The organism is Pseudomonas sp. S09G 359 (assembly GCF_002843605.1).
Lineage (GTDB): Bacteria > Pseudomonadota > Gammaproteobacteria > Pseudomonadales > Pseudomonadaceae > Aquipseudomonas.
On the sequence record NZ_CP025263.1, the window covers coordinates 5,470,170 to 5,494,513 of the forward strand.

Sequence of the window (24,344 nt, forward strand, 5' to 3'; positions counted from 1 at the left end):
CGGTACGTCTCGTCTTAGCCAATGCAACTGATTCCTATTCGGTTCGGTTCGCAACTATAAGATTCGTACCCCGGAGCGCTCTCGATGTCCTCTTGTTTCAACCGCCGGTCTTCTTCGCCCGTCCTGTCCTTGCTGACCGCCGCCATCCTGCTGGCCGGCGCACCAGTGATGACCGCCACCGCAGCCGAGCCTGCACCGCGCAGCCACGGCAACTACAACTTCCAGATCGAGCAGCAGCCACTGGTGTCGGCACTTAACGCCTTTACCGCCGTGACCGGCTGGCAGGTCGGCCTGCCGGCGGAGCTCGGCCAGGGTGTGTCGTCGCCTGGCGTGCGCGGCCCGTTGTCGCCGGAAAAAGCCCTGGACCGGCTGTTGGTGGGGACCAACTTGAGCTATCGCAAACTGGGCAATAACAACATCGTGCTGGAAAAACGCGCAACGGGCGGCACCCTCAACCTGCAACAGGTGACCATCAGCGCCACCCGCAACGAACAGGACGTGAGCGCCGTACCGAGCACCGTCAGCGTGCATGACCGCGATGAGCTGGACCGCAACAACGTCAACAACATGCGTGACCTGGTGCGTTACGAGCCAGGCGTATCCGTGGGTGGCGCCGGTACCCGTGCCGGCAGTTCCGGTTTCAATATCCGTGGTATCGATGGCGACCGCATCCTCACCCAGGTCGACGGCGTTGAAGTGCCCGACCACTTCTCCAACGGCCCTTACGCGCAAACCCGGCGCAACTATGTCGACCCGGAAATCGTCAAGCGCGTCGAGATCCTGCGCGGCCCGGCCTCGGCGCTTTACGGCAGCAGCGCTATCGGCGGCGCGGTGAGTTATTTCACCCTCGACCCGGACGACATCATCAAGCCCGGCAAAGACGTCGGCGCGCGCCTGAAAACCGGCTACAGCTCCGCCGACGAAAGCTGGCTGACCTCCGGCACCGTCGCCGGTCGCGTGCAGGACTTCGATGGCTTGCTGCACCTGAGCCAGCGCAACGGCCACGAGACCGAATCCTACGATGGCAACAACGTCACCGGCCTGAATCGCACCGGCGCCAACCCGGAAGACGCGCGCACCACCAACGTACTGGCCAAGCTGGGCTGGAACTATGGCGACGACAACCGCCTGGGCCTGACCTACGAGAAGTACAAGGACGACCGCGACACTAACCAGAAAAGCGCCGTGGGCGGCCCCTACAACACCGGCTTCAACAGCAACCTCTACCGCGCGCGCGCGGGTAACGACACCATCACCCGCGAGCGTTTCGCGGTTGAAAACAGCTTCGCCCTGGAATCGCCGATTGCCGACCGGATCAAGACCAGCCTCAACTACCAGATCGCCAAGACCGACCAGACCACCACCGAACACTATGTGTCGGGTGCCCGCAATTTGCAGCGCGATCGCCAGACGCTCTACCAGGAAAAACAGTGGGTGTTCGACGCCCAGCTGGACAAGGCGTTTGCCATCGGTGACACCGACCACGCGGTAACCTACGGCACTACGCTCAAACAGGCGAAAGTCACCGGTTCCCGCACCGGCAGCGCAACGTGCCTGACCGTCAGCGCCAACTGCCCGACCATTGGCGGCCCCAGCATCCTGGCGTCGGACCGTGTCGTACCGGCCAGCGACTTCCCCGATCCGACGATCAACACCTACGCCCTGTTCGCCCAGGACCAGATCAGCTGGGGCAAATGGACCTTCCTGCCCAGCGTGCGTTATGACTACACCCAGCTCAAGCCCAAGCTGACCGAGGACTTCCTCAACGCCACCGACCCGAACCGTATCTACGCGCACGACGACAGCGACAAGACCTGGCATCGCGTCTCGCCGAAATTCGGCCTGACCTACGCCCTGACCGACAACTACACCCTGTTCGGCCAGTACGCCGAAGGCTTCCGCACGCCGTCGGCCAAGGCCCTGTACGGCCGCTTCGAAAACATCCAGCAAGGCTATGTGGTAGAGCCCAACTCGGACCTCAAGCCGGAAACCAGCAAGAGCTATGAAACCGGCCTGCGCGGCAACTTCGACGCGGGCAACTTCGACGTGGCGGTGTTCTATAACAAGTACCGCGACTTCATCAACGAAGACGCCGCCTTGCTGTCGCCCACCGGCACCGCGTTCAAGGCCAGCAACATCAAGCACGCCACCATCAAGGGCGTGGAAGCCAAAGGCCGCCTCAACCTGGACGCCTTCGGTGCCCCGCAAGGCCTGTACACCCAGGGTTCGGTAGCCTATGCCTACGGCCGCAACGAAGACACCGGCGAGCCGATCAACAGCGTCAACCCGCTCAAGGGCGTGTTCGGCCTGGGTTACGACCAGGACAACTACGGCGCGCTGGTCAGCTGGACCCTGGTCAAGAAGCAGGACCGTGTCGACAAAAATACCTTCTTCTCGCCCGACGGTGACACCACCAAGGCCCCGTTCAAGACCCCAGGCTTCGGCATCCTCGACCTGACCGGTTTCTACAAGGTCACCAACGACGTGACCATCAACGGCGGCGTGTACAACCTCACCGACAAGAAATACTGGAACTGGGACGACGTGCGCAGCTTCGACAGCATCGGCGAAGCCGGCGTGACCGCGCCTGCCAACATCGACCGCCTGACCCAGCCCGGCCGCAACTTCGCGATCAATGTGATCTGGGATATCTGACCGCGCGCCTCACCTCGTCGAAATTTCAGCGATGGGGTGAGGTTTTTTTACTGTGCCGCGTCTTCTTGTTCGTCTATTTGATAACGGCTCTCTTTCAGAGCAACAAGGCGCTCCCCTTCTCAAGGACTTTTTTCATGACCGCTTCCCCTACCGCAGAACGCCCAAGCCTGCGCTCCCAGCGCCTGAACCAGATCACCAACGAACCCCACACCAAGCTCGATGCGTTGGTCAAAGCCCATGCGCCGTTTGAGACTCAAGCCAATTTTGCGCGCTTCGTGGTGGCCCAGTACCTGTTCCAGTCGGAACTGGTGGCCCTGTACACCGACGCCGAGCTGATCAAGATCGTGCCTGACCTGGCCGCGCGCTGCCGCGCCGACGCCGCCAAGCTCGACCTGGCCGACCTGGACACCGAAGTACCGGCACCGGTGGCCGGCGCCGTGAAGAATCCGAGCAAAGCCGAAGCGCTGGGCTGGCTGTTCGTGTCCGAAGGCTCCAAGCTCGGCGCCGCATTCCTGATCAAGCGCGCCGTGGGCCTGGGCCTGAGCGAAACCTTCGGCGCCCGCCACCTCGGCGAGCCGGCCGGTGGTCGCGCCGAAGGCTGGAAGAGCTTCACCCGCACCCTCGACGGCCTGACATTCAGCGCCGAAGAAGAGGCCGCCGTGGAAAAAGGCGCGGTTGACGCGTTTGTACGCTTCACCGTGTTGCTGGAACAGGCGTACGCTAGCGCCCCTGAACTGGCCTGATCCCCAAATTGGAATGCGATAAACATGTGGGAGGGGCGGTGCCCCTCCCACAAGATCTCATTTCCAACTGATTTTCTGCGATACCCAATCTATGACCGGCAAAACCCCATCCACCTCGAAAATCGCGCGGATCCTGTTCGGCCTGCTGGCCTATGTCAGCCTGGGTATCGGGCTGGTGGCGATTGTCATACCGGGTTTGCCCACCACCGAGTTCATCCTGCTGGCCGCCTGGGCCGCCACCAAAAGCTCGCCGCGCCTCAGTGCCTGGCTGGAAAACCACCGGCTGTTCGGGCCGATCCTGTTCAACTGGCGCAATGGCAAGATCATCGCCCGCCGCGCCAAGGTCAGCGCCACTGTGAGCATGCTGCTGTGCGCCACCCTGATGCTGGTGATGCTCGACCACGGTTGGCCGATCTACCTGGCGATTGTCGGAATGAGCCTGGGCAACCTGTGGATCTGGTCGCGCCCTGAGCGGCTTGCAAAGCCCGCGTAACAAAGCCTGTAGGCATTCTCCTACCGCTCATCACCTCCCTCTCATGAATTGATTTATGACGCCGATGTTTCAGGCATAGCGTCGAATGGACTTGGCTCTGCATGACATGCATTTCCACACGTCCATTCGCGAGTGAACCTATGTTCGACACCCTCTCCATACGCTTGAAAATTGTGCTGTTGTCCGGGCTGTGCCTGCTGGGGGTGATTGCGCTGATCATCAGCATCAACCTGTACGAGACAGACCAGAATGACCATCTGATCAGCGATTCAAGCTCGCGAATGCTCACCAACAGCGTACAGAACCTGCTGCAGGCCAAAGCTGCCGAACAGGCGGTGCAACTGCAGAAAAGCCTGGGCGAAAACCTGCTGGTGGTGACCGCCCTCGCCGATCAGGTCAAAGACCTGCGCAACCTGGCCGCTAAACGCTCACTGGAACCCGGCGCCCTGCGTGAAGAACTCAACAGGAGCCTGAAAACCACGTTCGAACGCAACAACAAGGTGCTGGGTATCTGGCTGTCGTTCGAGCCCAACGGCCTGGATGGCAAGGACAGCGAATTCGTCGATGACAAAGCCCGCGTGTCCAATGAAAAGGGGCGTTTCTCCAGCTACTGGAGCCGTGCCGGCGGCGAAGGCTTGAACACCATCATGGTCGAAGAAGACCTGACCAAGACCAGCCTCAACCTCAGCGGTACGCCCTACAACATCTGGTACACCTGCCCACGGGACACCCGCAATACGTGTCTGTTGGACCCGTATGAAGACACCGTGGGCGGCAAGCCCGTACTGATGACCACCATTTCACTGCCGCTGATCGTGGACGGTAAAGTGATCGGCGTGGCCGGTGTCGATATCGCCCTCAACAGCCTGCAAGCCCTCACCGATGCAGCGCAAAAGGAATTGTTCGAGGGCGCCGCACACCTGGAAGTCATTTCCAGCACCGGCCTGATTGCCGCCTACAGCGGCGAGCCGGCAAAGGTAGGTAAAAACCTGATCGACACCCTCGGCGCCGAAGGCAAGGAAATCGTGCAACTGCTGGCCAGCGACAGCCACGTCAACCGCGAACAGGGCGATATCATCCGAGCGGTCTACGCGGTCAAGCCCATCGCTGATGCAAAACCCTGGGGCGTGGTGATCAAACTGCCCAAAACCGTGATGCTGGCCGATGCCACGAAGCTTCAAGGCGTGCTCGACACTGCCCAGGCCAGCGGCACGCTCAAGGCCCTGCTGGTCGGCGCTGCCGCCGGGCTGCTCGGCCTGCTGCTGATCTGGCTGACCGCCACCGGCGTGACCCGGCCGATCAACAGCGTGGCCGCCATGCTCAAGGACATCGCCAGCGGCGACGGCGACCTGACCCAACGCCTGGCCTACACCAAGAAAGACGAACTGGGCGAGTTGGTGAACTGGTTCAACCGCTTCCTCGACAAGCTGCAACCGACCATCGCGCAGATCAAGCAAAGCATCACCGAGGCGCGGGGCACGGCGGATCAGTCGTCGGCCATCGCGCGCCAGACCAGCGAAGGCATGCAGGTGCAGTTCCGCGAGATCGACCAGGTGGCCACCGCCTCCAACGAAATGAGCGCCACCGCCCACGATGTCGCCAATAGCGCCTCAAACGCCGCCAACGCGGCACGCGGGGCCGACCAGTCGGCGCGCGAAGGCATGTCGATCATCGAGCAGAGCACCCGCGACATCACCACCCTGGCCGAAGAAGTCAGCAAGGCCGTCGGCGAAGTCGAAGCCCTGGCGGTGAATAGCGAGCAGATCGGCTCAGTCCTGGAAGTGATTCGCAGCATTGCCGAGCAGACCAACCTGCTGGCACTCAATGCCGCGATCGAAGCGGCACGCGCCGGGGAAAGCGGGCGCGGTTTTGCGGTGGTGGCCGACGAAGTGCGCAACCTGGCCAAACGCACCCAGGATTCTGTGGAGGAAATCCGCCTGGTGATCGAGCGCATCCAGAGCGGTACACGCGGCGTGGTCGCCACCATGCATTCGAGCCAGAGCCAGGCCCAGAGCAATGCCGGGCAGATCCATCAGGCGGTGCAGGCCCTGGGCAAGATCAGCGATGCGGTGACGGTGATCAGCGACATGAACCTGCAAATCGCCAGCGCCGCCGAGCAGCAAAGCGCGGTGGCCGAAGAGGTCAACCGCAACGTCTCGGCGATCCGCACCGTGACCGAAACCCTCACCGGCCAGGCCACCGAGTCGGCGGCCATCAGCAGCCAACTCAATGCATTGGCCAGCCAGCAGATGAAGTTGATGGATCAGTTCAGGGTGTAAACAAACCTTGAGAACAATGAGGACCCAATGTGGGAGCGGGCTTGCTCGCGAATGGGGTGGGTCAGTCACCACATCCAGTGACTGTTAAACCGCATTCGCGAGCAAGCCCGCTCCCACATAAAGCAGAATCGTACTGGCTTAGACGCCAGGCCAGGCCTGCACAAACGCCGCCACATCTTCTTTCGCCGCAGTCCGCGGAGGGTTCTGCGGGGTGCCCAGGTAGAGGAAGCCAATCACTTCCTCATCCGCCGTCAGCCCCAGGCCTTTAGCCACGTGGGCCGAGTAGGACAATTCGCCGGTGCGCCACACTGCACCGATCCCCTGGGCGTAGGCCGCCAGCAGAATGCCGTGGGCGGCGCAGGCGGCTGCCAGCAACTGCTCGGACTTGGGCACCTTGAAATGCTCCTGCAGGCGCGCAATCACCACGACCACCAACGGCGCACGCAGGGGGCCGTTCTGGGCCTTGTCGATGGCAGCTTGCGGGGCGTCGGCATCTTGCAGGCGGGCGGCTTCGGCCAGCAGCGTGCCCATCTGCTCACGGGCGGCGCCTTCCACGGTGAGGAAACGCCAAGGGCGCAGTTGGCCGTGGTCGGGCGCGCGCATGGCAGCGGCGAACAGCACGTCGCGCTGCTCCTGGGTCGGTGCCGGCTCCAGCAGACGCGGCACGGAAACACGGTTGAGCAAAGCGTCGAGAGCCTGCATTGGCCACCTCCAGAAAAAAATGTGCGGTCATTCTAGCGGGAATGAATCGGGAAGCCACCAAACGATAATTGCTCTTATTCATTCCCCCCGGCCCTGTTAGACTTTGCGGCCTAATTTTCCGCCTTCGTTCAGGAAACTCGATGTTTCGTCCGTTTGTTCGCCTGTGCGCAGCCGTGCTGGCCTTGAGCCTGACTGCCTGCGACGACGCCCCCCGTTTCACCAAGGCAGAGCCGGGTGAATCACGGGCCGGTGGCGCGACGACGGTGAACAAGCGCGACCAGAACGCATTTTCCCTACCCTCGGCCAACTTGTCGCCCACGCGCCGCCTGGACTTCAGCGTCGGCAACAGCTTTTTTCGCAGCCCCTGGGTGATCGCGCCGTCGACCACCACCGCCCGTGATGGCCTGGGCCCGCTGTTCAACACCAACGCCTGCCAGAACTGCCATATCAAGGACGGCCGTGGCCACCCGCCGCTGCCCGACGCGCCCAATGCGGTGTCGATGCTGGTGCGGCTGTCGATTCCGGGCACACCGGCCTACGCCAGGCTCATCGAGCAAATTGGCGTAGTGCCCGAACCGGTCTACGGCGGCCAACTGCAAGACATGGCCGTGCCGGGCGTAGCGCCGGAAGGCAAAGTGCGGGTCGACTACACGCCGGTCAACGTGACGTTCAAGGACGGCACCGTGGTCGAATTACGCAAGCCGGACCTGCAGATCACCCAACTCGGCTACGGCCCGATGCATCCAGACACACTTTTTTCAGCGCGTGTCGCCCCGCCCATGATTGGCCTGGGCTTGCTCGAAGCCATCAGCGATGGCGATATCCTGCGCAACACCGCTGCGCAAACCGCTGACCCGGAAGCCATCGTAGGCCGGGCCAATTGGGTCTGGGATGATGCCCAACACAAAAGCGTACTCGGGCGGTTTGGCTGGAAAGCCGGGCAACCCAACCTCAATCAACAAAATGTTCACGCGTTCTCTGGTGATATGGGCCTCACCACGTCCCTGAGACCCTTTGATGACTGCACCGATGCGCAAGTCGCCTGCAAACAGGCACCTAACGGCGATGGCCCGGATGGCGAGCCGGAAGTCAGCGACAACATCCTGCGCCTGGTGCTGTTCTACACGCGTAACCTCGCCGTGCCGGCACGCCGTGGCGTCGACACGCCGCAGGTGCTGGCCGGGAAAAACCTGTTCTATCAGGCCGGTTGCCAGGGTTGTCACAAGCCGACATTCACGACGGCCGCCTCTGCCGCCGAGCCTGAGCTGGCCAACCAAGTGATCCGCCCCTACAGCGACCTGCTGTTGCACGACATGGGCCCAGGCCTGGCCGACAACCGCAGCGAATTCAAGGCCGGTGGCCGCGACTGGCGTACCGCGCCGTTGTGGGGCATCGGCCTGACACAAACCGTAAGTGGCCACACCCAGTTTTTGCATGACGGCCGCGCCCGCAACCTGCTGGAAGCCGTGTTATGGCACGGCGGTGAAGCACAAGCGGCGCAGCAGCATGTGTTGTCCTTTAATGCCGAACAACGCGCGGCGTTGCTGGCGTTCCTGAATTCTTTATAAGCTTCGCCCCAATTACAGAAGGGAGCTAAACATGTTCCGTCCCAAGTTGTTGTTCACCAGCCTGGCCGCCCTCGCCCTCGGCGCCTGCTCACCGCAAGACCCACAAGCCGTGACCTCGGCCGCGATCGCCAAACAGGTGATCCTGCCAACCTACAGCCGCTGGGTCGAAGCCGACCGCCAACTGGCCGTGAGCGCCCTGGCCTACTGCCAGGGCAAGGAAAGCCTGGACACCGCCCGTGCCGACTTCCTCCACGCACAAAAGGCTTGGGCCGAGTTGCAACCGCTGCTGATCGGCCCGCTGGCCGAGGGCAACCGTTCGTGGCAGGTGCAGTTCTGGCCGGACAAGAAAAACCTGGTGGGCCGCCAAGTCGAGCAACTTGTCGCCAGCCAGCCGCAGATCGACGGCGCCGCACTGGCCAAGTCCAGCGTCGTGGTGCAGGGCCTGTCGGCTTACGAATACATCCTCTACGACGCCAAGACCGACATCGCCGACGAGGCCCAGAAAGCCCGTTACTGCCCACTGCTGGTGGCCATCGGCGACCGTCAGAAAGCCCTGGCCGAGGAGATCCTGGCCAGCTGGAACAGCACCGACGGCATGCTCGCGCAGATGACCAAGTTTCCGAATCAGCGCTACGCCGATTCCCACGAAGCCATCGCCGACCTGCTGCGCGTGCAAGTCACCGCACTGGACACCTTGAAGAAAAAGCTCGGTACGCCAATGGGTCGCCAGACCAAGGGCATCCCGCAGCCGTTCCAGGCCGATGCATGGCGTAGCCAGTCGTCTCTGCAAAGCCTCGAAGCCAGCCTGGCGGCGGCGCAGACCGTGTGGGTTGGCGTCGACAACAAAGGCCTGCGTGGCCTGCTGCCATCTGACCAGAAGCCGCTGGCCGACAAAATCGATGCCGCCTATGCCGCGTCGCTGAAACTGTTCGCCAGCAACCAGCGTACCCTCAACGAACTGTTGAACGATGACGCTGGGCGCCAGCAACTCAACGATATCTACGACAGCCTCAACGTCGTCCACCGCCTGCACGAAGGTGAGCTGGCCAAGGCGCTGGGCATCCAACTCGGCTTCAACGCCAACGACGGTGACTGATGATGCTCAGGCGACAGGCTTTGGCGGTGGGGAGCGTGCTGCTCAGTGCACTCACACTGGGTGGCTGGACGCTGTTCAAAGGGAAAGATAAAGGCCCGCTGCTGCTGTCGGCACGCGATGATGCCGACGGCAAGCACTACGCCGTGGGCTTCCGCCTGGACGGCAAGCAGGTGTTTGCCACTCAGGTCGGCCACCGCTGCCACGACATCATCAACCACCCGACGCTGCCAATTGCACTGTTTGTCGCCCGTCGCCCGGGCACCGAGAGTTACCTGATCGACCTGCGTGATGGCGCGCTGCTGCAAACCATCACCTCCAATGCCAATCGCCACTTCTATGGTCACGCCGTGATCCATAAGAGCGGCGACTGGCTGTACGCCACCGAGAACGACACGTCCGACCCCGGCCGTGGCCTGCTCGGCGTGTACAAATTCGAAGGCGAGCGGCTGGTGCACAGTGGCGAGATTTCCACCCATGGCATTGGCCCGCACCAAGTGTCCTGGATGCCCGATGGCGAAACCCTGGTAGTGGCCAACGGCGGTATTCGCACCGAAGCCGAAAGCCGCGTGGAGATGAACCTCAACGCCATGGAGCCGAGCCTGGTGCTGATGCACCGTGACGGCACGCTGATCAGCAAGGAAACCCTGGGCCAGCAGATGAACAGCGTGCGCCATATGGGGATCGCCAGCGATGGCACGATCCTCACCGGGCAGCAGTTTATGGGCGCATCCCAGGAGCGTTCCGAACTGTTGGCGATCAAGCGCCCAGGGCAGCCGTTCGTGGCCTTTGCGGTGGCGGACGAGCAGTTGCAGGCGATGGGGCACTACACCGCCAGCGTCGCGGTGCACAGCGAATTGCGCCTGGTGGCGTTGACGGCACCGCGCGGCAACCGCTTTTTTATCTGGGACATGGACAGCGGCGAGCTGCGCCTGGATGGCCCGCTGCCCGACTGCGCCGGTGTCGGTGCGGTGGCGGACGGGTTTGTCGTGACCTCAGGCCAGGGCCGTTGCCGTTTCTACGATTGCCGCCAGAAACAGTTGGTGGCCAAACCGTTGGAATTGCCTTCCGGCTTCTGGGATAACCATCTGCATTTGATTTAACCGCAAAAAAAAGGGCCTCGCATCGCAAGGCCCTTTCAGGGTGATTTGATCATTTCAACTCTGCGGCCTCATCCCTTGAGACATCCCAAACATGAACAGCAGTAACTCATGATCGGGCTTGGCTGCCACGCTCGCCTTGGCGACGCGCGGCAAGGGGCATTGCGCACCGCCCTGCGTCGCACTGAGTACCTGTGTGCGAGGCTGTTCCCATGCGGCCAGGGCCAGGGCTGCAATGCCCAGCGCCCCCACCAGGAACACACCTCGTGCTATTTCTAGCTTCATTTGGTTAAACCCTTGATAGCGCTGCCAAACGCCGTCTCGTAAAAGTAGCTGAGTTTTTCCCAGTCAGTGCTGTTCCACGACGAATGGCGGCGCAGTTGCAGCATGTCATGGGACGCCGCCCGATAAGCGGTCAGGCGCTGGCGGCATTTCTCGAAATCCAGCAGCGCCACTTCAACATTGGCCGAGTCACCCTCGCCCGTCACCCGCACGAAAATATGCTTGATGTACAGGCAACCATGCTGCCAGCGGCCCCTGTGCATGCGCGCCAGGGTACCGGCCAATTCCTTGAGCACGCGCTCGTGTACCAACTCGCCATAGCGTTCACGCCCACCGGCGGCGTACCAGTTTTCAATTTCATCGAAGCCATCGAGGGCAGCGGTAACCAGCAATGCCTTCCATTGGTGCTCAGGGTCACGGCGCGCCTCACAAAACACCATTTCCGGCACCCGTACATCCAGCAAGCGCAGGCCCTTGAGGGCGTCACGCTCACGCAACACGGTGGGGCGCCCAAACGGGTGAAGCCAGCTGCGGTAGATATGCCCGGTCTGGCGCTTGCTGTAGAGCAAGCGGCCATTGTCGCTCATTACCCGCTGCACACCACTTTCACCGCCACGCCGACGATTGGGCTCTTCGACCCATTCGCCTTGCTGGCGCCAGAAGTAATCAAATCGTTCTTCGGGAGCTACGTGACTGCCTGCTACGCACTCAACTGCCATCCTGTTACCTCTTGCGCAATACATACACTCGCCACATGGCATAGAGCGGGATGAAGTCCAGCGATTCCTGAACGCGGAAACCGGCCTCCTCAAATTCTGCTTCAACAGTAGCAGCTGGTAACACAAATCTATTTTGGTAACCTTCCTGCTCACCTTTTTTGCGACGCTGGCCTTCCAGGCGCTTGCGCTTCCACGCCTTGAAGTTGCCATCAACCCAAAGCGAAAGAATCACGCTGTCGCGTGTAACACGCTGAAATTCCCGCAGTATCGTCATCCGGTGCGCCGGATCACCGATGTGGTGCAACAGACGCATACAGAAAATGCTGTCCACCGAGTTATCCGGCAGGTCGATATCAAAAGCAGATGTCTGCAAGGGCCGTACCCGTTTCACCACATCGGCGGGCTGGGCAGCGGTCGCCACCTTCAACATCGACGCAGAATTGTCGGCACCGATGATCACGCGGTTGGGTTTTTCAGCCAACAGCGGCCAGAAACGCCCGGCACCACACGGCAGGTCCAGCACCAGGCCGGGCTCACCGGCCATCGCCAGCGCACCTCGGGCCAATTGCTCGTCGCGTTTGTGGGACAGCCGGCGAGCCAGATTGTCCTGATGCTTGAGCAAATATTCGTGGGCGTGCTGATCGTCGTACTTTTCGGAAAATTCGAGCTTGATAGGGCCAGACATGACTGATCTCCAGTAACTGATGCCTACAACTCTAAGCACCGAACTGTGATCAACAGGTCAACCCGTTGTGAAAAACTTGTCCTGTCCAATCCCATACATTTCAAGACTTTACAGACACAAGCAATAGCATGGGGCCATCTTCGCCGAAGTACGGGGTACTTCGGCAGGATAGCGGCAGGCGAAGGGTCAAGTGTTGAGCGGGTTCAACTCGACATGAAAGCGGCAGCCATTGGGCTCCATGGTACTGAGGCTGACGCTCCAGCCCTGGTTCTCGCAGATGCGCTGGACCAGCGACAAGCCCAACCCCAGGCCTTCACCGCGCTTCTCGCTACCGCGTACGAACGGCTCGAACATCGCTTCGCGCTTGTCTTCGGGAATACCCACCCCCGAGTCCTCCACCACAAAGCCGCTCGGCTGCAAGCTCAAGCGGATAAAGCCGTGCTCGGTGTAATGCAGGGCGTTGCGCAACAGGTTACCCATCACGGCATGCAGGAAGGTGGTGTTGTAGCGCGTGTCCAGGGGGTTGCCCGGGTCGTAGATCAGTTGCAGGCCCTTATGCTCGATAGGCTCGCGCCAGATGCCGAGTAAATCGTCAGCCACCTGGGTAAGGGTCACCTGGGGCGACATGGCCGCTTCGTCGTGTTGGGCACGGGCCAGCATCAGGAAGGTCTGCACCAGCTCGCGCATCTCTTCACAGGCCCGGGCAATGCGCTGCACCTGGTTACGCCCACGCTGATCGATGGCCGGGTTTTCCAGCAGCAGTTCGCAGGAGCTGGCCAGCACCATCAAGGGTGTGCGCAATTCATGGCTCACATCGCTTGTAAACAATTGCTCGCGGGATAAGGCTTGGCGCAAACGCCCCAACGTGGCGTCGAACGCCACGGCCAGCTCACCCACTTCATCGGCCGCGTAGTCCGGCGCCAGAGGCGGGGCCAGGCCCAGCAACTGGTCGCGGTGACGCACCTGGCGCGCCAGGCGCACCACCGGCGCCATCACTTTGCGGGCCAGTACCCAGCCAAGGAATACCGCCAGCGCCAGGCTGAGCACAAAGCCCACCAGCACCACGGCAAACAGCACGCGCTCGCGCTCTTCGAAATCGCTTTGATCCTGCAGCAGCACATAGCGCCGACCGTCGACCACTTCGACCATGGCGTGGTACGACAAGGCCTCGCGAAACACTTCGTGGAAACCCGGTTCCAGGTGCCGCAGGTCCTTGGGCAACTCGAAGTCGCCGGGGCCACCGCTGAAATAAAACAGTTGGTCCGGCTCGGGGCGGTGCCGCCAGTCTTCGACCGTGTCCATCAGCAGCAGGCGTTGCAAGTCACCGCCCAGGCCTGCCGAGATCAACTTCTCTTCCACCAGGTGCACGGTCGCGACGATGCCCATGGCGAAGGCGCCCGCCACCAGCGCACTCATCAAGGCAAAGGCGATGATGATCCGTTGGGCAAGGCTTTGCTTAAACTCCATCTCGGCCCTCGGCCAAGCGATAACCGACGCCGTGCACCGTTTGCAGCAGCGGCTTGGCGAAGGGTTTATCGATCACTTGGCGCAGCTGGTGCACGTGGCTGCGCAGGCTGTCGCTGTCGGGGCAGTCGTCGCCCCACAGGGCCTCTTCGAGGATTTCCCGACGCAGCACGTGGGGGCTCTTCTGCATCAGCACCGCCAGCAGCTTCAGGCCGACCGGGTTGAGCTTGAGCAGGCGCCCTTCGCGGGTCACTTCGAGGGTATCGAGGTCGTAGCTCAGGTCGCCCACTTGCAGCGCACGGCGGCCCCCACCCTGGGCGCGGCGCAGCACGGCTTCGATACGTGCAGCCAATTCCGACAGGGCAAAGGGTTTGAGCAGGTAATCATCGGCGCCGGACTTGAAGCCCTGCAGCCGATCGTCCAATTGGTCGCGGGCGGTGAGCATGATCACTGGCGTATCGCGGCGCGCGTCTTCGCGCAGGCGTTTGCACAGGGTGTAGCCATCGATGCCGGGCAGCATGATGTCGAGCACGATCAAGTCGTAATGTTCGGTGGCGGCCAGGTGCAGGCCCGACAGACCATCCTGCGCACAGTCCACTGTGTAGCCTTTGAGCCCCAGGTAATCGGCCAGGTTGGCCAGAATATCGCGGTTGTCTTCAACCAATAAAATTCGCATGGGCAGTGTCTCCGTACGCGGTAACGGCCGTGTTGGCTCGCGCAGCTTAAGGCCAAGTGTGGCCCACGACTAGGGCGGCGGAGTGACTCTATAGGTATTTTCAACCTATTGATGCGCTTCACGAGTTTTTCACTATCGCTTCACCCGCTCGCTACAGAAAGGCTGCCACACTGATGCAGCGTCACGCCCGGTAAAACACCCAGGCATTAAAAAACCCCGCCTGCATCACTGCAGGCGGGGTTTTTTCAGGAGCCGGGTAAGGCTGGCTTACATCATGCCGCCCATGCCACCCATGCCGCCCATGTCTGGCATACCGCCGCCAGCGCCGCCATCTTTCTTCGGTGCATCAGCGATCGCCGCTTCGGTGGTCAGGATCAGGCCGCCGATGGAGGATGCTGCTTGCAGCGCCGAACGAGTCACCTTGGTAGGGTCCAGGATGCCCATTTCGATCATGTCGCCGTACTCGCCAGTCGCGGCGTTGTAACCGAAGTTACCTTTGCCGTTCTTGACTTCGTTGACCACAACGCTTGGCTCGTCGCCGGAGTTGGCAGCGATCTGACGCAGCGGCGCTTCAACAGCGCGACGCAGCACAGCGATACCAACGTCTTGATCGGCGTTGTCGCCTTTCAGGCCGGTGATGGCTTCCAGAGCGCGGATCAGCGCTACGCCACCGCCAGGTACCACGCCTTCTTCAACGGCTGCACGGGTTGCGTGCAGGGCGTCTTCAACGCGGGCTTTCTTCTCTTTCATTTCTACTTCGGAACCAGCGCCAACCTTGATCACTGCAACGCCGCCGGACAGCTTGGCCAGACGCTCTTGCAGTTTTTCACGGTCGTAGTCGGACGAAGTCTCGGCAACCTGGGCACGGATCTGAGCGATGCGCGCCTGGATGTCCTGCTCTACGCCAGCACCGTCAACGATGATGGTGTTTTCTTTGGAGATGGTCACGCGCTTGGCGCTACCCAGGTTTTCCAGGGTGGCGCTTTCCAGGCTCAGGCCGATCTCTTCGGAGATAACGGTACCGCCGGTCAGAACGGCGATGTCCTGCAGCATGGCCTTGCGACGGTCGCCGAAGCCTGGAGCCTTGACGGCTGCGACTTTAACGATGCCACGCATGTTGTTCACAACCAGAGTCGCCAGGGCTTCGCCTTCAACGTCTTCGGAAACGATCAGCAGTGGGCGGCCGGCTTTGGCAACGGCTTCCAGCACTGGCAGCATTTCGCGGATGTTCGAGATCTTTTTGTCGACCAGCAGGATCAGCGGGCTGTCCAGCTCGGCAACCATGGTCTCAGGCTTGTTGACGAAGTACGGGGACAGGTAGCCACGGTCGAACTGCATGCCTTCTACAACCGACAGTTCGTTTTCCAGGCCAGTGCCTTCTTCAACGGTGATCACGCCTTCTTTACCGACTTTTTCCATGGCTTCGGCAATGATGTCGCCGATGGAGTTGTCGGAGTTGGCAGAGATAGTACCTACCTGAGCGATAGCCTTGGTGTCAGCGCATGGCTTGGACAGGTTTTTCAGCTCTTTGACAATGGCGATGGTCGCCTTGTCGATGCCGCGCTTCAGGTCCATCGGGTTCATGCCGGCAGCGACGGCTTTCAGGCCTTCGTTGACGATCGATTGAGCCAGAACGGTAGCGGTGGTGGTGCCGTCGCCTGCGTCATCGTTGGCACGGGAGGCAACGTCTTTGACCAGCTGCGCGCCCATGTTCTCGAAACGGTCTTCCAGTTCGATTTCTTTTGCTACGGAAACGCCGTCCTTGGTGATGGTCGGAGCGCCGAAGCTCTTCTCGATGATCACGTTACGGCCTTTCGGGCCCAGGGTCGCTTTTACTGCGTCAGCCAGGACGTTGACACCGGTGAGCATTTTCTTGCGGGCGGAATCGCCGAATTTAACTTCTTTAGCAGCCATGATCGATATTCCTTAAATACTTTGTAGTAACGGGAAAATGAGCGGGGAAATCAGCCTTCCAGTACAGCGAGAATCTCGTTCTCAGCCATGACCAGCAGGTCTTCGCCGTCGACTTTCACAGTGTTGCTGCCGGAGTAAGGACCGAATACAACCTTGTCACCGACTTTAACGGCCAGCGCACGCACTTCACCGTTTTCCAGAGTCTTGCCTGGGCCTGCAGCGACGATCACACCGTGGTTGGCTTTTTCAGCAGCCGAACCTGGCAGAACGATACCGCCAGCGGTTTTCTTTTCTTCTTCGCTGCGACGGATAACGACGCGGTCGTGCAGAGGACGAAGCTTGCTCATTGTCGATCTCTCCTAATTGTGTTTTTCATCGGCCGGTGTCTGTACCGGCAGGTTTAATCCGGCGGTGCCGGTCGCGGTTCGCTGAGCAAACCGCGGAAGTCTGTCTGGTGTCGCCACCAGAAACCTTGCGGTGACCGTTACATAAGGGCGCATAAGCTTATTACAAGGGGCCGGGGATGAATTTTTTTGCAACTGGCGGCCCTTAAAAGCAACACGGCACCCGAAGGTGCCGTGAGGGCGGAGCGGTTATTTGCTGTCGCGGTGCTCGAACTCGCCTTCAATCACATCACCTTCACGCCCCAGCGGTTGGCGCGGAGCCGGGCCGCCACGGGGTTGCAGGTCATCGGCAAACGCGCGTTGGCGCATTGCCGCGTCTTCGGCGCGCTGGCGCATCTTGCCGGCCAGCAGCTTGCGGGTGACCGGCAGCAACATCACCAAACCAACCACATCGCTGATAAAGCCCGGCAGGATCAACAGGCCACCGGCCAAAGCCATCATCAGGCCTTCAAGCATGGTCTGGGCCGGCAGTTCGCCGCGGTTCAAGCTTTCACGCGCACGCAGCGCCGTGGCCAGGCCGGCGACACGCAGCACCAGAACGCCGAGCATCGAGCCGAGAATGATCAGCAACAGGGCCGGGAAAAACCCGATGGCGCTGCTGACTTGAACGAATACGAACAGCTCCAACACCGGGAATAGCAGAAAGAGCAATAAAAAAGGGCGCATCAAATGGTTCCTCAACGCAAGAATGCCTTGCCAGTTCACCTTAGATGACGTCGCCGTTTCGTGAATTCAAGCTTCAGCGGCTGATTTTTTCGGCCACACTTCGGCGTGGGCCAATGAAACCAGGGCCTCGCGTACTTGTGTCGGCGTGTTGCAAGACTCCGCAAAGGGCAACCAATGCAGCGATTGGCCAATGCGCAGGTGCATGCCTTCGCTGTCGATACCGGCCAGTTGCGCAGGTTCGGAGGTCGGCAAACCGCTGAGGTCGACGTAATGGGCGATGGCCTTGGTGTGGTCGCTGTTCATGTGCTCGACCATGCTGCGCTCGGCCTTGCCGAAGAATGGGTTGGCCAGGGTCAATTGGTCGACCCAGTGAATCGCGCCAAACCCGCCGATGTAACGGTGGCGTACCGGCTTGAGCACCCAGAAATCAAAATCGTGGGCCTTGTGGTAGTTGGCCGAATCGGGGAAATAGCGGTAGTAACGCTCGGCGGCCGCCTCGATGGCGTCAGCGTCTTGAAGTTTTTCGGCTTCGCCCAGGTAGGTCAGGCGCCCCACTGCCTGCACATCGTCCGCCTCACGCTCACCCACCAACAGTGAGCACTTGGGGTCTTTTTGCAGGTTGTGGGTGTGCTGGGCAATACGGCTGATGAGGATCAGCGGGCGGCCCTGCTCGTCCAGGCAGTACGGCACGACCGAACCGAAAGGAAAGCCGGGCATGGCTTTGGACTGTGTGGAGAGAGCCCCACGGTATTCCTTGAGCAACAGCTCTCGGGCGTTCTTGGCAACGTGTGCGCTCAACGTATGACTCCTCGGGAATTCGGCCGCCCATAGCTTATGGGAATGGATCTCAACACAAGGTAATCAATATCGGCGAAGGTTGCCAAGCGGGTTTGTGAGGCCTGATTACCAGGCGACACCGAAGCCTGCGGTGTAACGGGTCTTGCTCAGGCTGCTGTCCGAGTCGCCACTGATAACGTCGCGCTCGGCCTTCAGGTTGAGGGAGGCCCATTCGGTGACTTTGTAGCGCAGGCCCATCTCCGCATCCAGGGAGTAATCCACCGGCCCGTCAATCGGGCGGCCCAGTTCGCCGTTGGTGAAGAACTCGACCGTCTTGCCCACCAGGTAGCGGTTGTAGTTCCACTTCATGGCCACCGAGTAGAAATTGTCTTTGCCGCCCTCGGCATATTCGTAGTCGGTACGGTTGACCAGCGAGCCGAGGGAGAACGCGCCCAGCTCATCATCCCAGAACTGGTAGCCCGGGCCGGTGCCCACGGTGCGTTGGCGCGCCAGGTCTTCCACCTTGTCGCGCTTGTAGGTCAGGCGACCCTGCCAGAACCAGTGTTCAGTGAGGAAGCGGTCCAAGTCATATTCCAGCGACCAGTTGTCGGTGGTGGTGACGTCGTCCTGGAACTCGCGGTTGTACTCGCCCTGCCCGGTGTGACGCCATTGACCGTGACGCGCGGTGGTCTTGAAGTCGATGTCGTAGTCGTTGGTGTCGTTTTCGGCGCGCTTGTAGTCCAGCGCCATGTCGACGTTACCCTTCCACACCAGGTCTTCGATCACAGGCTTGGGCTTGATGATCTGTTGAATGCTCGCCAGTTCGACGGTCTTGGGCGCCTCGCCATTGGCCAGCACCACTTTGCCATCGTCCGCCGCCTTGAGGGACTTGGCCTTTTCACCAGTGTAGGCATCCTGCTTGACCAGCAGCTCCTGGTCGCTTTCCAGGGTTTTGACCTGTTTCCAGTCCACGGGGATGGCGCCTGCGTAGTCGGTCTGGATCAGCAACTTGCCACCGTCGAAGACCTTGATCTTGCCGGTCAGGCGATCACCGTTCTTTAACCAGACGGTGTCGGCCAGCAAGGGCGTGGAGGCACTGAAAACAGCGAGGCACAGCAGGGTTCTGGACAACATAAGCGGATAGTGAGCTCAGGGTTGGCGAAAAAGGGCGATTATCGTGTTAGATAGCTAGGACTGACTCAAGGATTTATATTGAGTTCAATTCTCAACAGCACACTTACAGACTTTTCTTACAAAAAGATGCCTATATCTGACCCACCTGCTGAAACGCCGCAAAGCCCCGCAGAGATGCGTCGCACCGCGCTGTACCTGACATTGGCGCAGGTGCCCGCCGGTTGCGTGGTGAGTTACGGTGAATTGGCGCAGTTGGCAGGCCTGGGGCGTGCGGCACGCTGGGTGGGGCGCACCTTGAGCCAACTTCCCGAAGGCTCCAAATTGCCCTGGCACCGCGTGCTGGGTGCCGGTGGTCGGATAAGTCTGCCGGTGGGCAGTGCCTCGGGCGATGAACAGCGGGCGCGTCTGCGCGATGAGGGGGTGACTGTCCGCAACAATCGCGTGGATATTCAGCGCCATGGCTGGCGCCCGGTAGAGCACAGCGGTTAGAGTGCGCGCTTTGTTTCCGTGAATCTGAGGCAGACTCCAGCCCATGCCCCGTAAAACCTGGCGCGCCGCGCTCGCCGCCTATGCCAGCCCCTCGACGTTAGTCCTGTTGTTGCTCGGCTTTGCCGCCGGCCTGCCTTACATGTTGGTGTTCTCGACGCTGTCGGTGTGGTTGCGTGAGGCCGGTGTGGCCCGCGAGACCATTGGCTATGCGAGCCTGATCGGCTTGGCTTACGCCTTCAAGTGGGTCTGGTCGCCGCTGCTCGACCAATGGCGCCTGCCGTTGCTCGGCAAACTTGGACGACGTCGTTCCTGGCTGGTACTTGCCCAGTCGCTGGTGATCCTCGGATTGATCGGCATGGGGTTCTGCGACCCTCAGAAACACCTGTCCTGGCTGATCGCCATTGCCGTCATCGTCGCATTCGCCTCCGCTACCCAGGACATTGCGGTAGATGCCTATCGCCTGGAAATCGCCGACGACAGCCGCCAGGCTGCCCTGGCCGCCAGCTATATGTCCGGTTACCGCATCGCGGCATTGCTGGCGACCGCAGGCGCGCTGTTTTTTGCCGAAGGCTTCGGCTCCACCGGGTTCAACTATAAACACTCGGCCTGGACCGGCACCTACGTGCTGTTCGGCGTGCTGATGATCCCGGCGCTGCTGACCACGCTGTTCATGCGCGAACCGAATGTACCGCTGCGCACCCAACTGCAGGCCGGGCGCTACAGCTTTGTGCATCAGCTCGTGTCGGTATTTGTGCTGATCGTGCTGCTGGTGTCGGTACCGGCGATGTTCACCCAGCTGTACAACACCGATTTCGCCAGCGTGGTATTCCACGGCGTGAGCCTGTGGGACCTGTTGATGGACGACCGCGCTTTCCTGCGCGCCATCCTCTATATCACCCTCACCGCCCTGTGCCTCTCGGCCATGGGCCGCCGGGGCCTGGCGCCGGTGCTGACGCCGGTCAATGACTTTATCCTGCGCTACCGCTGGCAGGCGCTGCTGCTGCTGGGGCTGATCGCGACCTATCGGATGTCCGACACGGTGATGGGCGTAATGGCCAACGTGTTCTACATCGACCAGGGTTTTACCAAGGACCAGATCGCCGGAGTCAGCAAGATTTTCGGCCTGATCATGACCCTGCTCGGCGCCGGCATGGGCGGCCTGCTGATTGTGCGGTTCGGCATCTTGCCGATCCTGTTTATCGGCGGCGTGGCGTCGGCCGGCACCAACCTGCTGTTCGTGATGCTCGCCGACATGGGCCCGGACCTGCAGATGCTGATCTTCACCATCTCCCTGGACAACTTCAGCTCGGGCCTGGCCACGTCAGCGTTCGTGGCTTACCTGTCGAGCCTGACCAACCTCAAGTTCTCCGCCACCCAATATGCGCTGCTCAGCTCGATCATGCTGTTGCTGCCACGCTTGATCGGCGGGTACTCGGGGGTGATGGTGGAGAAGTTCGGCTATCACAACTTCTTCCTGATCACCTGCATGCTGGGTGTGCCGACGTTGCTGCTGATTGCGCTGCATTGGTATCAGGAAAACCGGCGGATTCGCTTGAATCCACCCGCCGAAGACTGACACCACTGGGTCAATGTGGGAGGGGGCTTGCCCCCGATAGCAGGGTGTCAGTCAACTTATCGATGGCTGACACACCGCTATCGGGGGCAAGCCCCCTCCCACATTAGCCCACACACCTCTGTGCATTCTGATGCCTGTACTCCAGCAGTTTGCGCCCGTACAATCCCAAGTCATTTCAAGTTCAAGCAACCGACAACGGCCTACCATGCGTACCAGTCAATATTTGCTCGCCACACAGAAAGAAACGCCTTCCGACGCGGTCGTGATCAGCCATCAGCTGATGCTGCGCGCCGGCATGATCCGCAAACTGGCCTCCGGCCTGTACACCTGGCTGCCCATGGGCTTGAAGGTGATGCGCAAGGTCGAAGCCATCGTTCGTGAAGAAATGAACGCCGCCGGCTCTCTGGAAGTGTTGATGCCGAGCACCCAACCGGCTGAGTTGTGGCAGGAATCCGGGCGCTGGGAAGAGTACGGCCCTGAGTTGCTGCGCTTCAAGGATCGCCACGGTCGCGACTTCTGCGCCGGCCCGACCCACGAAGAAGTGATCACCGACCTGATGCGCAACGAGCTGAGCAGCTACAAGCAGCTGCCGCTGAACCTGTATCAGATCCAGACCAAATTCCGTGATGAAATCCGCCCGCGCTTCGGTTTGATGCGCGGCCGCGAATTCATCATGAAGGACGCGTATTCGTTCCACGCCGACCAGGCATCGCTGCAGGTCACCTACGACCGCATGCACCAGGCCTACTGCAACGTGTTCACGCGCCTGGGCCTGAAATTCCGCCCGGTTGAAGCGGACAACGGCTCCATCGGCGGCGCCGGCTCCCACGAATTCCACGTGCTGGCCGAATCCGGCGAAGACGATATCGTGTTCAGCAACGGTTCCGACTACGCGGCGAACATCGAGAAAGCCGAAGCCGTACCACGGGAAACCTCGCGCCCAGCCCCGGCTGAAGAGCTGCGCCTGGTAGACACCCCAGAGACCAAGACCATCGCGGCCCTGGTGGAAAAATTCAATCTGCCGATTGAAAAGACCATCAAGACCCTGATCGTGCGCGCCGAGGAAGAAGGCAAGCTGATCGCCCTGGTCATCCGTGGCGACCACGAGCTCAACGAAATCAAGGCCGCTCAGCAACCTGGCGTCGCCAGCCCGCTGGTCATGGCCACCGATGCAGAACTGCGCGACGCCATTGGCGCGGGTGCCGGTTCGCTCGGCCCGCTGAACCTGCCTCTGCCGATCATCATCGACCGTTCAGTCGAGCTGATGAGCGACTTCGGTATCGGCGCAAACATCGACGACAAGCACTACTTCGGCGTGAACTGGGAACGTGACCTGCCGGTTCCGACCGTGGCCGACCTGCGTAACGTGGTTGCCGGCGACCCAAGCCCGGATGGCAAGGGCACCCTGGAGATCAAGCGCGGTATCGAAGTCGGGCACATCTTCCAGCTGGGCAACAAGTACAGCAAGGCGATGAAGTGCGAAGTGCTGGGCGAGAACGGCAAGCCGATCACCCTGGACATGGGTTGCTACGGCATTGGTGTTTCCCGCGTGGTCGCGGCTGCCATCGAGCAGAACAACGACGAAAAAGGCATCATCTGGAGTGACGCCCTGGCGCCGTTCCAGATCGCCCTGGTGCCACTGCGTTACGAAACCGAGCAAGTACGCGAAGCCACCGACAAACTGTATGCGGAACTCACCGCTGCCGGTTTTGAAGTGCTGCTGGATGACCGGGACAAGAAAACCAGCCCGGGCATCAAGTTCGCCGACATGGAACTGATTGGCATCCCGCACCGGATCGTGGTCAGTGACCGCGGCCTGGCCGATGGCAATCTGGAATACAAAAGCCGGACCGAAGCCGAAGCTCAACCGTTGCCGGTGGCTGACGTGCTGTCTTTCCTTCAGGCGCGTATTCGTCGCTGAAAACCAGATCAAGAGAAGTCATGTTCAAGCGAAACACCAGAGCCCTGGGGGGCGCCGCCTTGTGCGGCGCCCTGCTGGTCAGCGGCTGCGCCAACCAGATGTCGCAACGCAGTGAGCACGAGGAGCGGGTCGAGCGTAAGTTGCTCGACCACAGCCTGCAGATCGATGTAGGCGAACCCAAAGTGCTGGAACTGCCGCAACGCCGGGTGCGCATTCACGAGCAAAAGACCTTTGAGGTCACCGAGTTCGAAGTCACCCGCCGTTACGACCGCTACACCCCCTACCAGCCCTGGCGCAAACTCTATGAGATGCCCTTGGGTGCCGTAGCCCTGGTGGCCGGTGCCGGCGCCAACGTGGTGAATATTTTCGCCCTTGGCAACCTGCCGACCAGCGTGACCCGCGACTGGCTGACCTACGGCGTGGACGGCCTCAACCCGTTCATGAACGTGCAGTCCCATGGCCGTGCGCAACAGAACCTGGCGGGTATCGATGAAGTCCAGCGCGACAAGCGCACGGAGTATTCGAGCCTGCCCTGGAGCGAACGCCCGGTACAGGTCACCGCCGGCAAGCAGATCCATGAGCTGACCACCGACCGCAACGGCGTATTGCGCCTGAACCTGTTGGACAGCCCGTTTGCCGAGCAGGACTTGAACCGCATCAGCACCCTGAAGATCAGCGTGGAAGATGGCCAGGACGACGTGCATTCCGACTCGACCCTGGCGATCAGCAGCACCTTGCGCGGCAAATTGCTCGAAGCCCATGGCCTGATCTACGACGACCTGGAAGACGATGAGGTCAGCCAGTGGGTGCACCGCGTCAAGCGCCTGTCGGAGCTGGGCCTGGAAGAAGAAGCCAGCGAACTGGAACAAAGCCTGATCGAACTGACCCGCAATGATCCGGAGTTGCAGCAGGAGTTTTTGCAGGCGCTGACCAAGGATGCGGGGCGGTTAGTCGCGGATCCCGGGGCTCGCTGAGTCTCCAGACGGGATAAAAATCCAAATGTG

Annotated in this window: 22 protein-coding genes; 11 read left to right on the forward strand and 11 right to left on the reverse strand. The window is 61.0% G+C overall.

Features of this window, described 5'->3' with window-relative positions:
• Positions 1 to 84: 84 nt before the first annotated feature.
• The 4 genes from CXQ82_RS25070 to CXQ82_RS25085 all read left to right on the forward strand — a co-directional run bounded on the left by CXQ82_RS25070 (position 85) and on the right by CXQ82_RS25085 (position 6,170).
• A complete protein-coding gene (locus CXQ82_RS25070; protein ID WP_101272774.1) occupies positions 85 to 2,655 on the forward strand; it encodes a TonB-dependent receptor in 2,571 nt (856 codons plus the stop codon).
• A gap of 134 nt (positions 2,656 to 2,789) precedes the next feature.
• A complete protein-coding gene (locus CXQ82_RS25075) occupies positions 2,790 to 3,398 on the forward strand; it encodes a biliverdin-producing heme oxygenase (protein WP_101272775.1) in 609 nt (202 codons plus the stop codon).
• Between the two features lie 91 nt (positions 3,399 to 3,489).
• Complete coding sequence (locus CXQ82_RS25080; protein ID WP_101272776.1) at positions 3,490 to 3,891, forward strand: YbaN family protein; 402 nt, start codon at positions 3,490 to 3,492, stop codon at positions 3,889 to 3,891.
• Positions 3,892 to 4,031: 140 nt separating this feature from the next.
• On the forward strand, positions 4,032 to 6,170 hold the full coding sequence (locus CXQ82_RS25085; protein ID WP_101272777.1) for a methyl-accepting chemotaxis protein: 2,139 nt from the start codon (positions 4,032 to 4,034) through the stop codon (positions 6,168 to 6,170).
• A gap of 138 nt (positions 6,171 to 6,308) precedes the next feature.
• On the opposite strand, the gene CXQ82_RS25090 is transcribed toward CXQ82_RS25085, so the two are convergent.
• Positions 6,309 to 6,872 (reverse strand): NAD(P)H nitroreductase, encoded by a 564-nt coding sequence (locus CXQ82_RS25090; RefSeq protein ID WP_101272778.1) that lies wholly within the window; start codon positions 6,870 to 6,872, stop codon positions 6,309 to 6,311.
• A 140-nt stretch (positions 6,873 to 7,012) separates the two neighbouring features.
• Here CXQ82_RS25090 and CXQ82_RS25095 point away from each other — a divergent pair, with 140 nt between their 5' ends.
• The 3 genes from CXQ82_RS25095 to CXQ82_RS25105 are packed head-to-tail and all read left to right on the forward strand — an operon-like array spanning position 7,013 to position 10,636.
• Positions 7,013 to 8,440, forward strand: coding sequence for a di-heme oxidoredictase family protein (locus CXQ82_RS25095; RefSeq protein WP_101272779.1), 1,428 nt, complete (start codon positions 7,013 to 7,015; stop codon positions 8,438 to 8,440).
• A 31-nt stretch (positions 8,441 to 8,471) separates the two neighbouring features.
• Positions 8,472 to 9,536: an imelysin family protein gene (locus CXQ82_RS25100; RefSeq protein ID WP_101272780.1), complete on the forward strand. Its 1,065-nt coding sequence runs from the start codon at positions 8,472 to 8,474 to the stop codon at positions 9,534 to 9,536.
• Positions 9,537 to 9,538: 2 nt separating this feature from the next.
• Positions 9,539 to 10,636, forward strand: coding sequence for a DUF1513 domain-containing protein (locus CXQ82_RS25105; protein ID WP_101272781.1), 1,098 nt, complete (start codon positions 9,539 to 9,541; stop codon positions 10,634 to 10,636).
• 54 nt (positions 10,637 to 10,690) lie between these two features.
• Here the strand turns inward: CXQ82_RS25105 and CXQ82_RS25110 are convergent, their stop codons facing one another.
• The 10 genes from CXQ82_RS25110 to CXQ82_RS25155 all read right to left on the reverse strand — a co-directional run bounded on the left by CXQ82_RS25110 (position 10,691) and on the right by CXQ82_RS25155 (position 19,354).
• On the reverse strand, positions 10,691 to 10,918 hold the full coding sequence (locus CXQ82_RS25110) for a hypothetical protein (protein ID WP_101272782.1): 228 nt from the start codon (positions 10,916 to 10,918) through the stop codon (positions 10,691 to 10,693).
• The gene (locus tag CXQ82_RS25115) at positions 10,915 to 11,634 is read right to left on the reverse strand and encodes a lipopolysaccharide kinase InaA family protein (protein ID WP_101272783.1); all 720 of its coding nucleotides are present in this window, start codon (positions 11,632 to 11,634) and stop codon (positions 10,915 to 10,917) included. The genes CXQ82_RS25110 and CXQ82_RS25115 overlap by 4 nt, the downstream gene beginning before the upstream one ends.
• 4 nt (positions 11,635 to 11,638) lie before the next feature.
• Positions 11,639 to 12,319, reverse strand: coding sequence for a class I SAM-dependent methyltransferase (locus CXQ82_RS25120; protein WP_101272784.1), 681 nt, complete (start codon positions 12,317 to 12,319; stop codon positions 11,639 to 11,641).
• Positions 12,320 to 12,505: 186 nt separating this feature from the next.
• Positions 12,506 to 13,786 (reverse strand): HAMP domain-containing sensor histidine kinase, encoded by a 1,281-nt coding sequence (locus tag CXQ82_RS25125; protein WP_101272785.1) that lies wholly within the window; start codon positions 13,784 to 13,786, stop codon positions 12,506 to 12,508.
• Entirely contained in the window at positions 13,776 to 14,459 is a 684-nt protein-coding gene (gene colR, locus CXQ82_RS25130) for a two-component system response regulator ColR (protein WP_003175870.1), read from the reverse strand. Before colR ends, CXQ82_RS25125 begins: the two co-directional genes overlap by 11 nt.
• A 267-nt stretch (positions 14,460 to 14,726) precedes the next feature.
• Positions 14,727 to 16,373: a chaperonin GroEL gene (groL, locus tag CXQ82_RS25135; protein ID WP_101272786.1), complete on the reverse strand. Its 1,647-nt coding sequence runs from the start codon at positions 16,371 to 16,373 to the stop codon at positions 14,727 to 14,729.
• 50 nt (positions 16,374 to 16,423) lie between these two features.
• The gene (gene groES / locus CXQ82_RS25140) at positions 16,424 to 16,720 is read right to left on the reverse strand and encodes a co-chaperone GroES (protein WP_017846112.1); all 297 of its coding nucleotides are present in this window, start codon (positions 16,718 to 16,720) and stop codon (positions 16,424 to 16,426) included.
• 246 nt (positions 16,721 to 16,966) lie between these two features.
• Positions 16,967 to 17,443, reverse strand: a complete 477-nt coding sequence (locus CXQ82_RS25145) for an FxsA family protein (protein WP_101272787.1) — start codon at positions 17,441 to 17,443, stop codon at positions 16,967 to 16,969.
• A 66-nt stretch (positions 17,444 to 17,509) separates the two neighbouring features.
• Positions 17,510 to 18,241, reverse strand: coding sequence for a HugZ family protein (locus tag CXQ82_RS25150; protein WP_101272788.1), 732 nt, complete (start codon positions 18,239 to 18,241; stop codon positions 17,510 to 17,512).
• A 105-nt stretch (positions 18,242 to 18,346) separates the two neighbouring features.
• Positions 18,347 to 19,354, reverse strand: coding sequence for a DUF481 domain-containing protein (locus CXQ82_RS25155; RefSeq protein ID WP_101272789.1), 1,008 nt, complete (start codon positions 19,352 to 19,354; stop codon positions 18,347 to 18,349).
• Positions 19,355 to 19,480: 126 nt separating this feature from the next.
• Between CXQ82_RS25155 and CXQ82_RS25160 the strand changes: the two genes are divergently transcribed.
• The 4 genes from CXQ82_RS25160 (at position 19,481) to CXQ82_RS25175 (ending at position 24,314) form a co-directional block, all read left to right on the forward strand.
• A complete protein-coding gene (locus tag CXQ82_RS25160; protein WP_101272790.1) occupies positions 19,481 to 19,843 on the forward strand; it encodes an MGMT family protein in 363 nt (120 codons plus the stop codon).
• A 43-nt stretch (positions 19,844 to 19,886) separates the two neighbouring features.
• A complete protein-coding gene (locus CXQ82_RS25165; protein ID WP_101272791.1) occupies positions 19,887 to 21,419 on the forward strand; it encodes an AmpG family muropeptide MFS transporter in 1,533 nt (510 codons plus the stop codon).
• A gap of 205 nt (positions 21,420 to 21,624) precedes the next feature.
• Entirely contained in the window at positions 21,625 to 23,340 is a 1,716-nt protein-coding gene (locus CXQ82_RS25170; protein ID WP_101272792.1) for a proline--tRNA ligase, read from the forward strand.
• 20 nt (positions 23,341 to 23,360) lie between these two features.
• Positions 23,361 to 24,314 carry a hypothetical protein gene (locus tag CXQ82_RS25175; protein ID WP_101272793.1) on the forward strand — a complete coding sequence of 318 codons (954 nt, stop codon included), beginning with the start codon at positions 23,361 to 23,363 and terminating at the stop codon, positions 24,312 to 24,314.
• Positions 24,315 to 24,344: the final 30 nt, after the last annotated feature.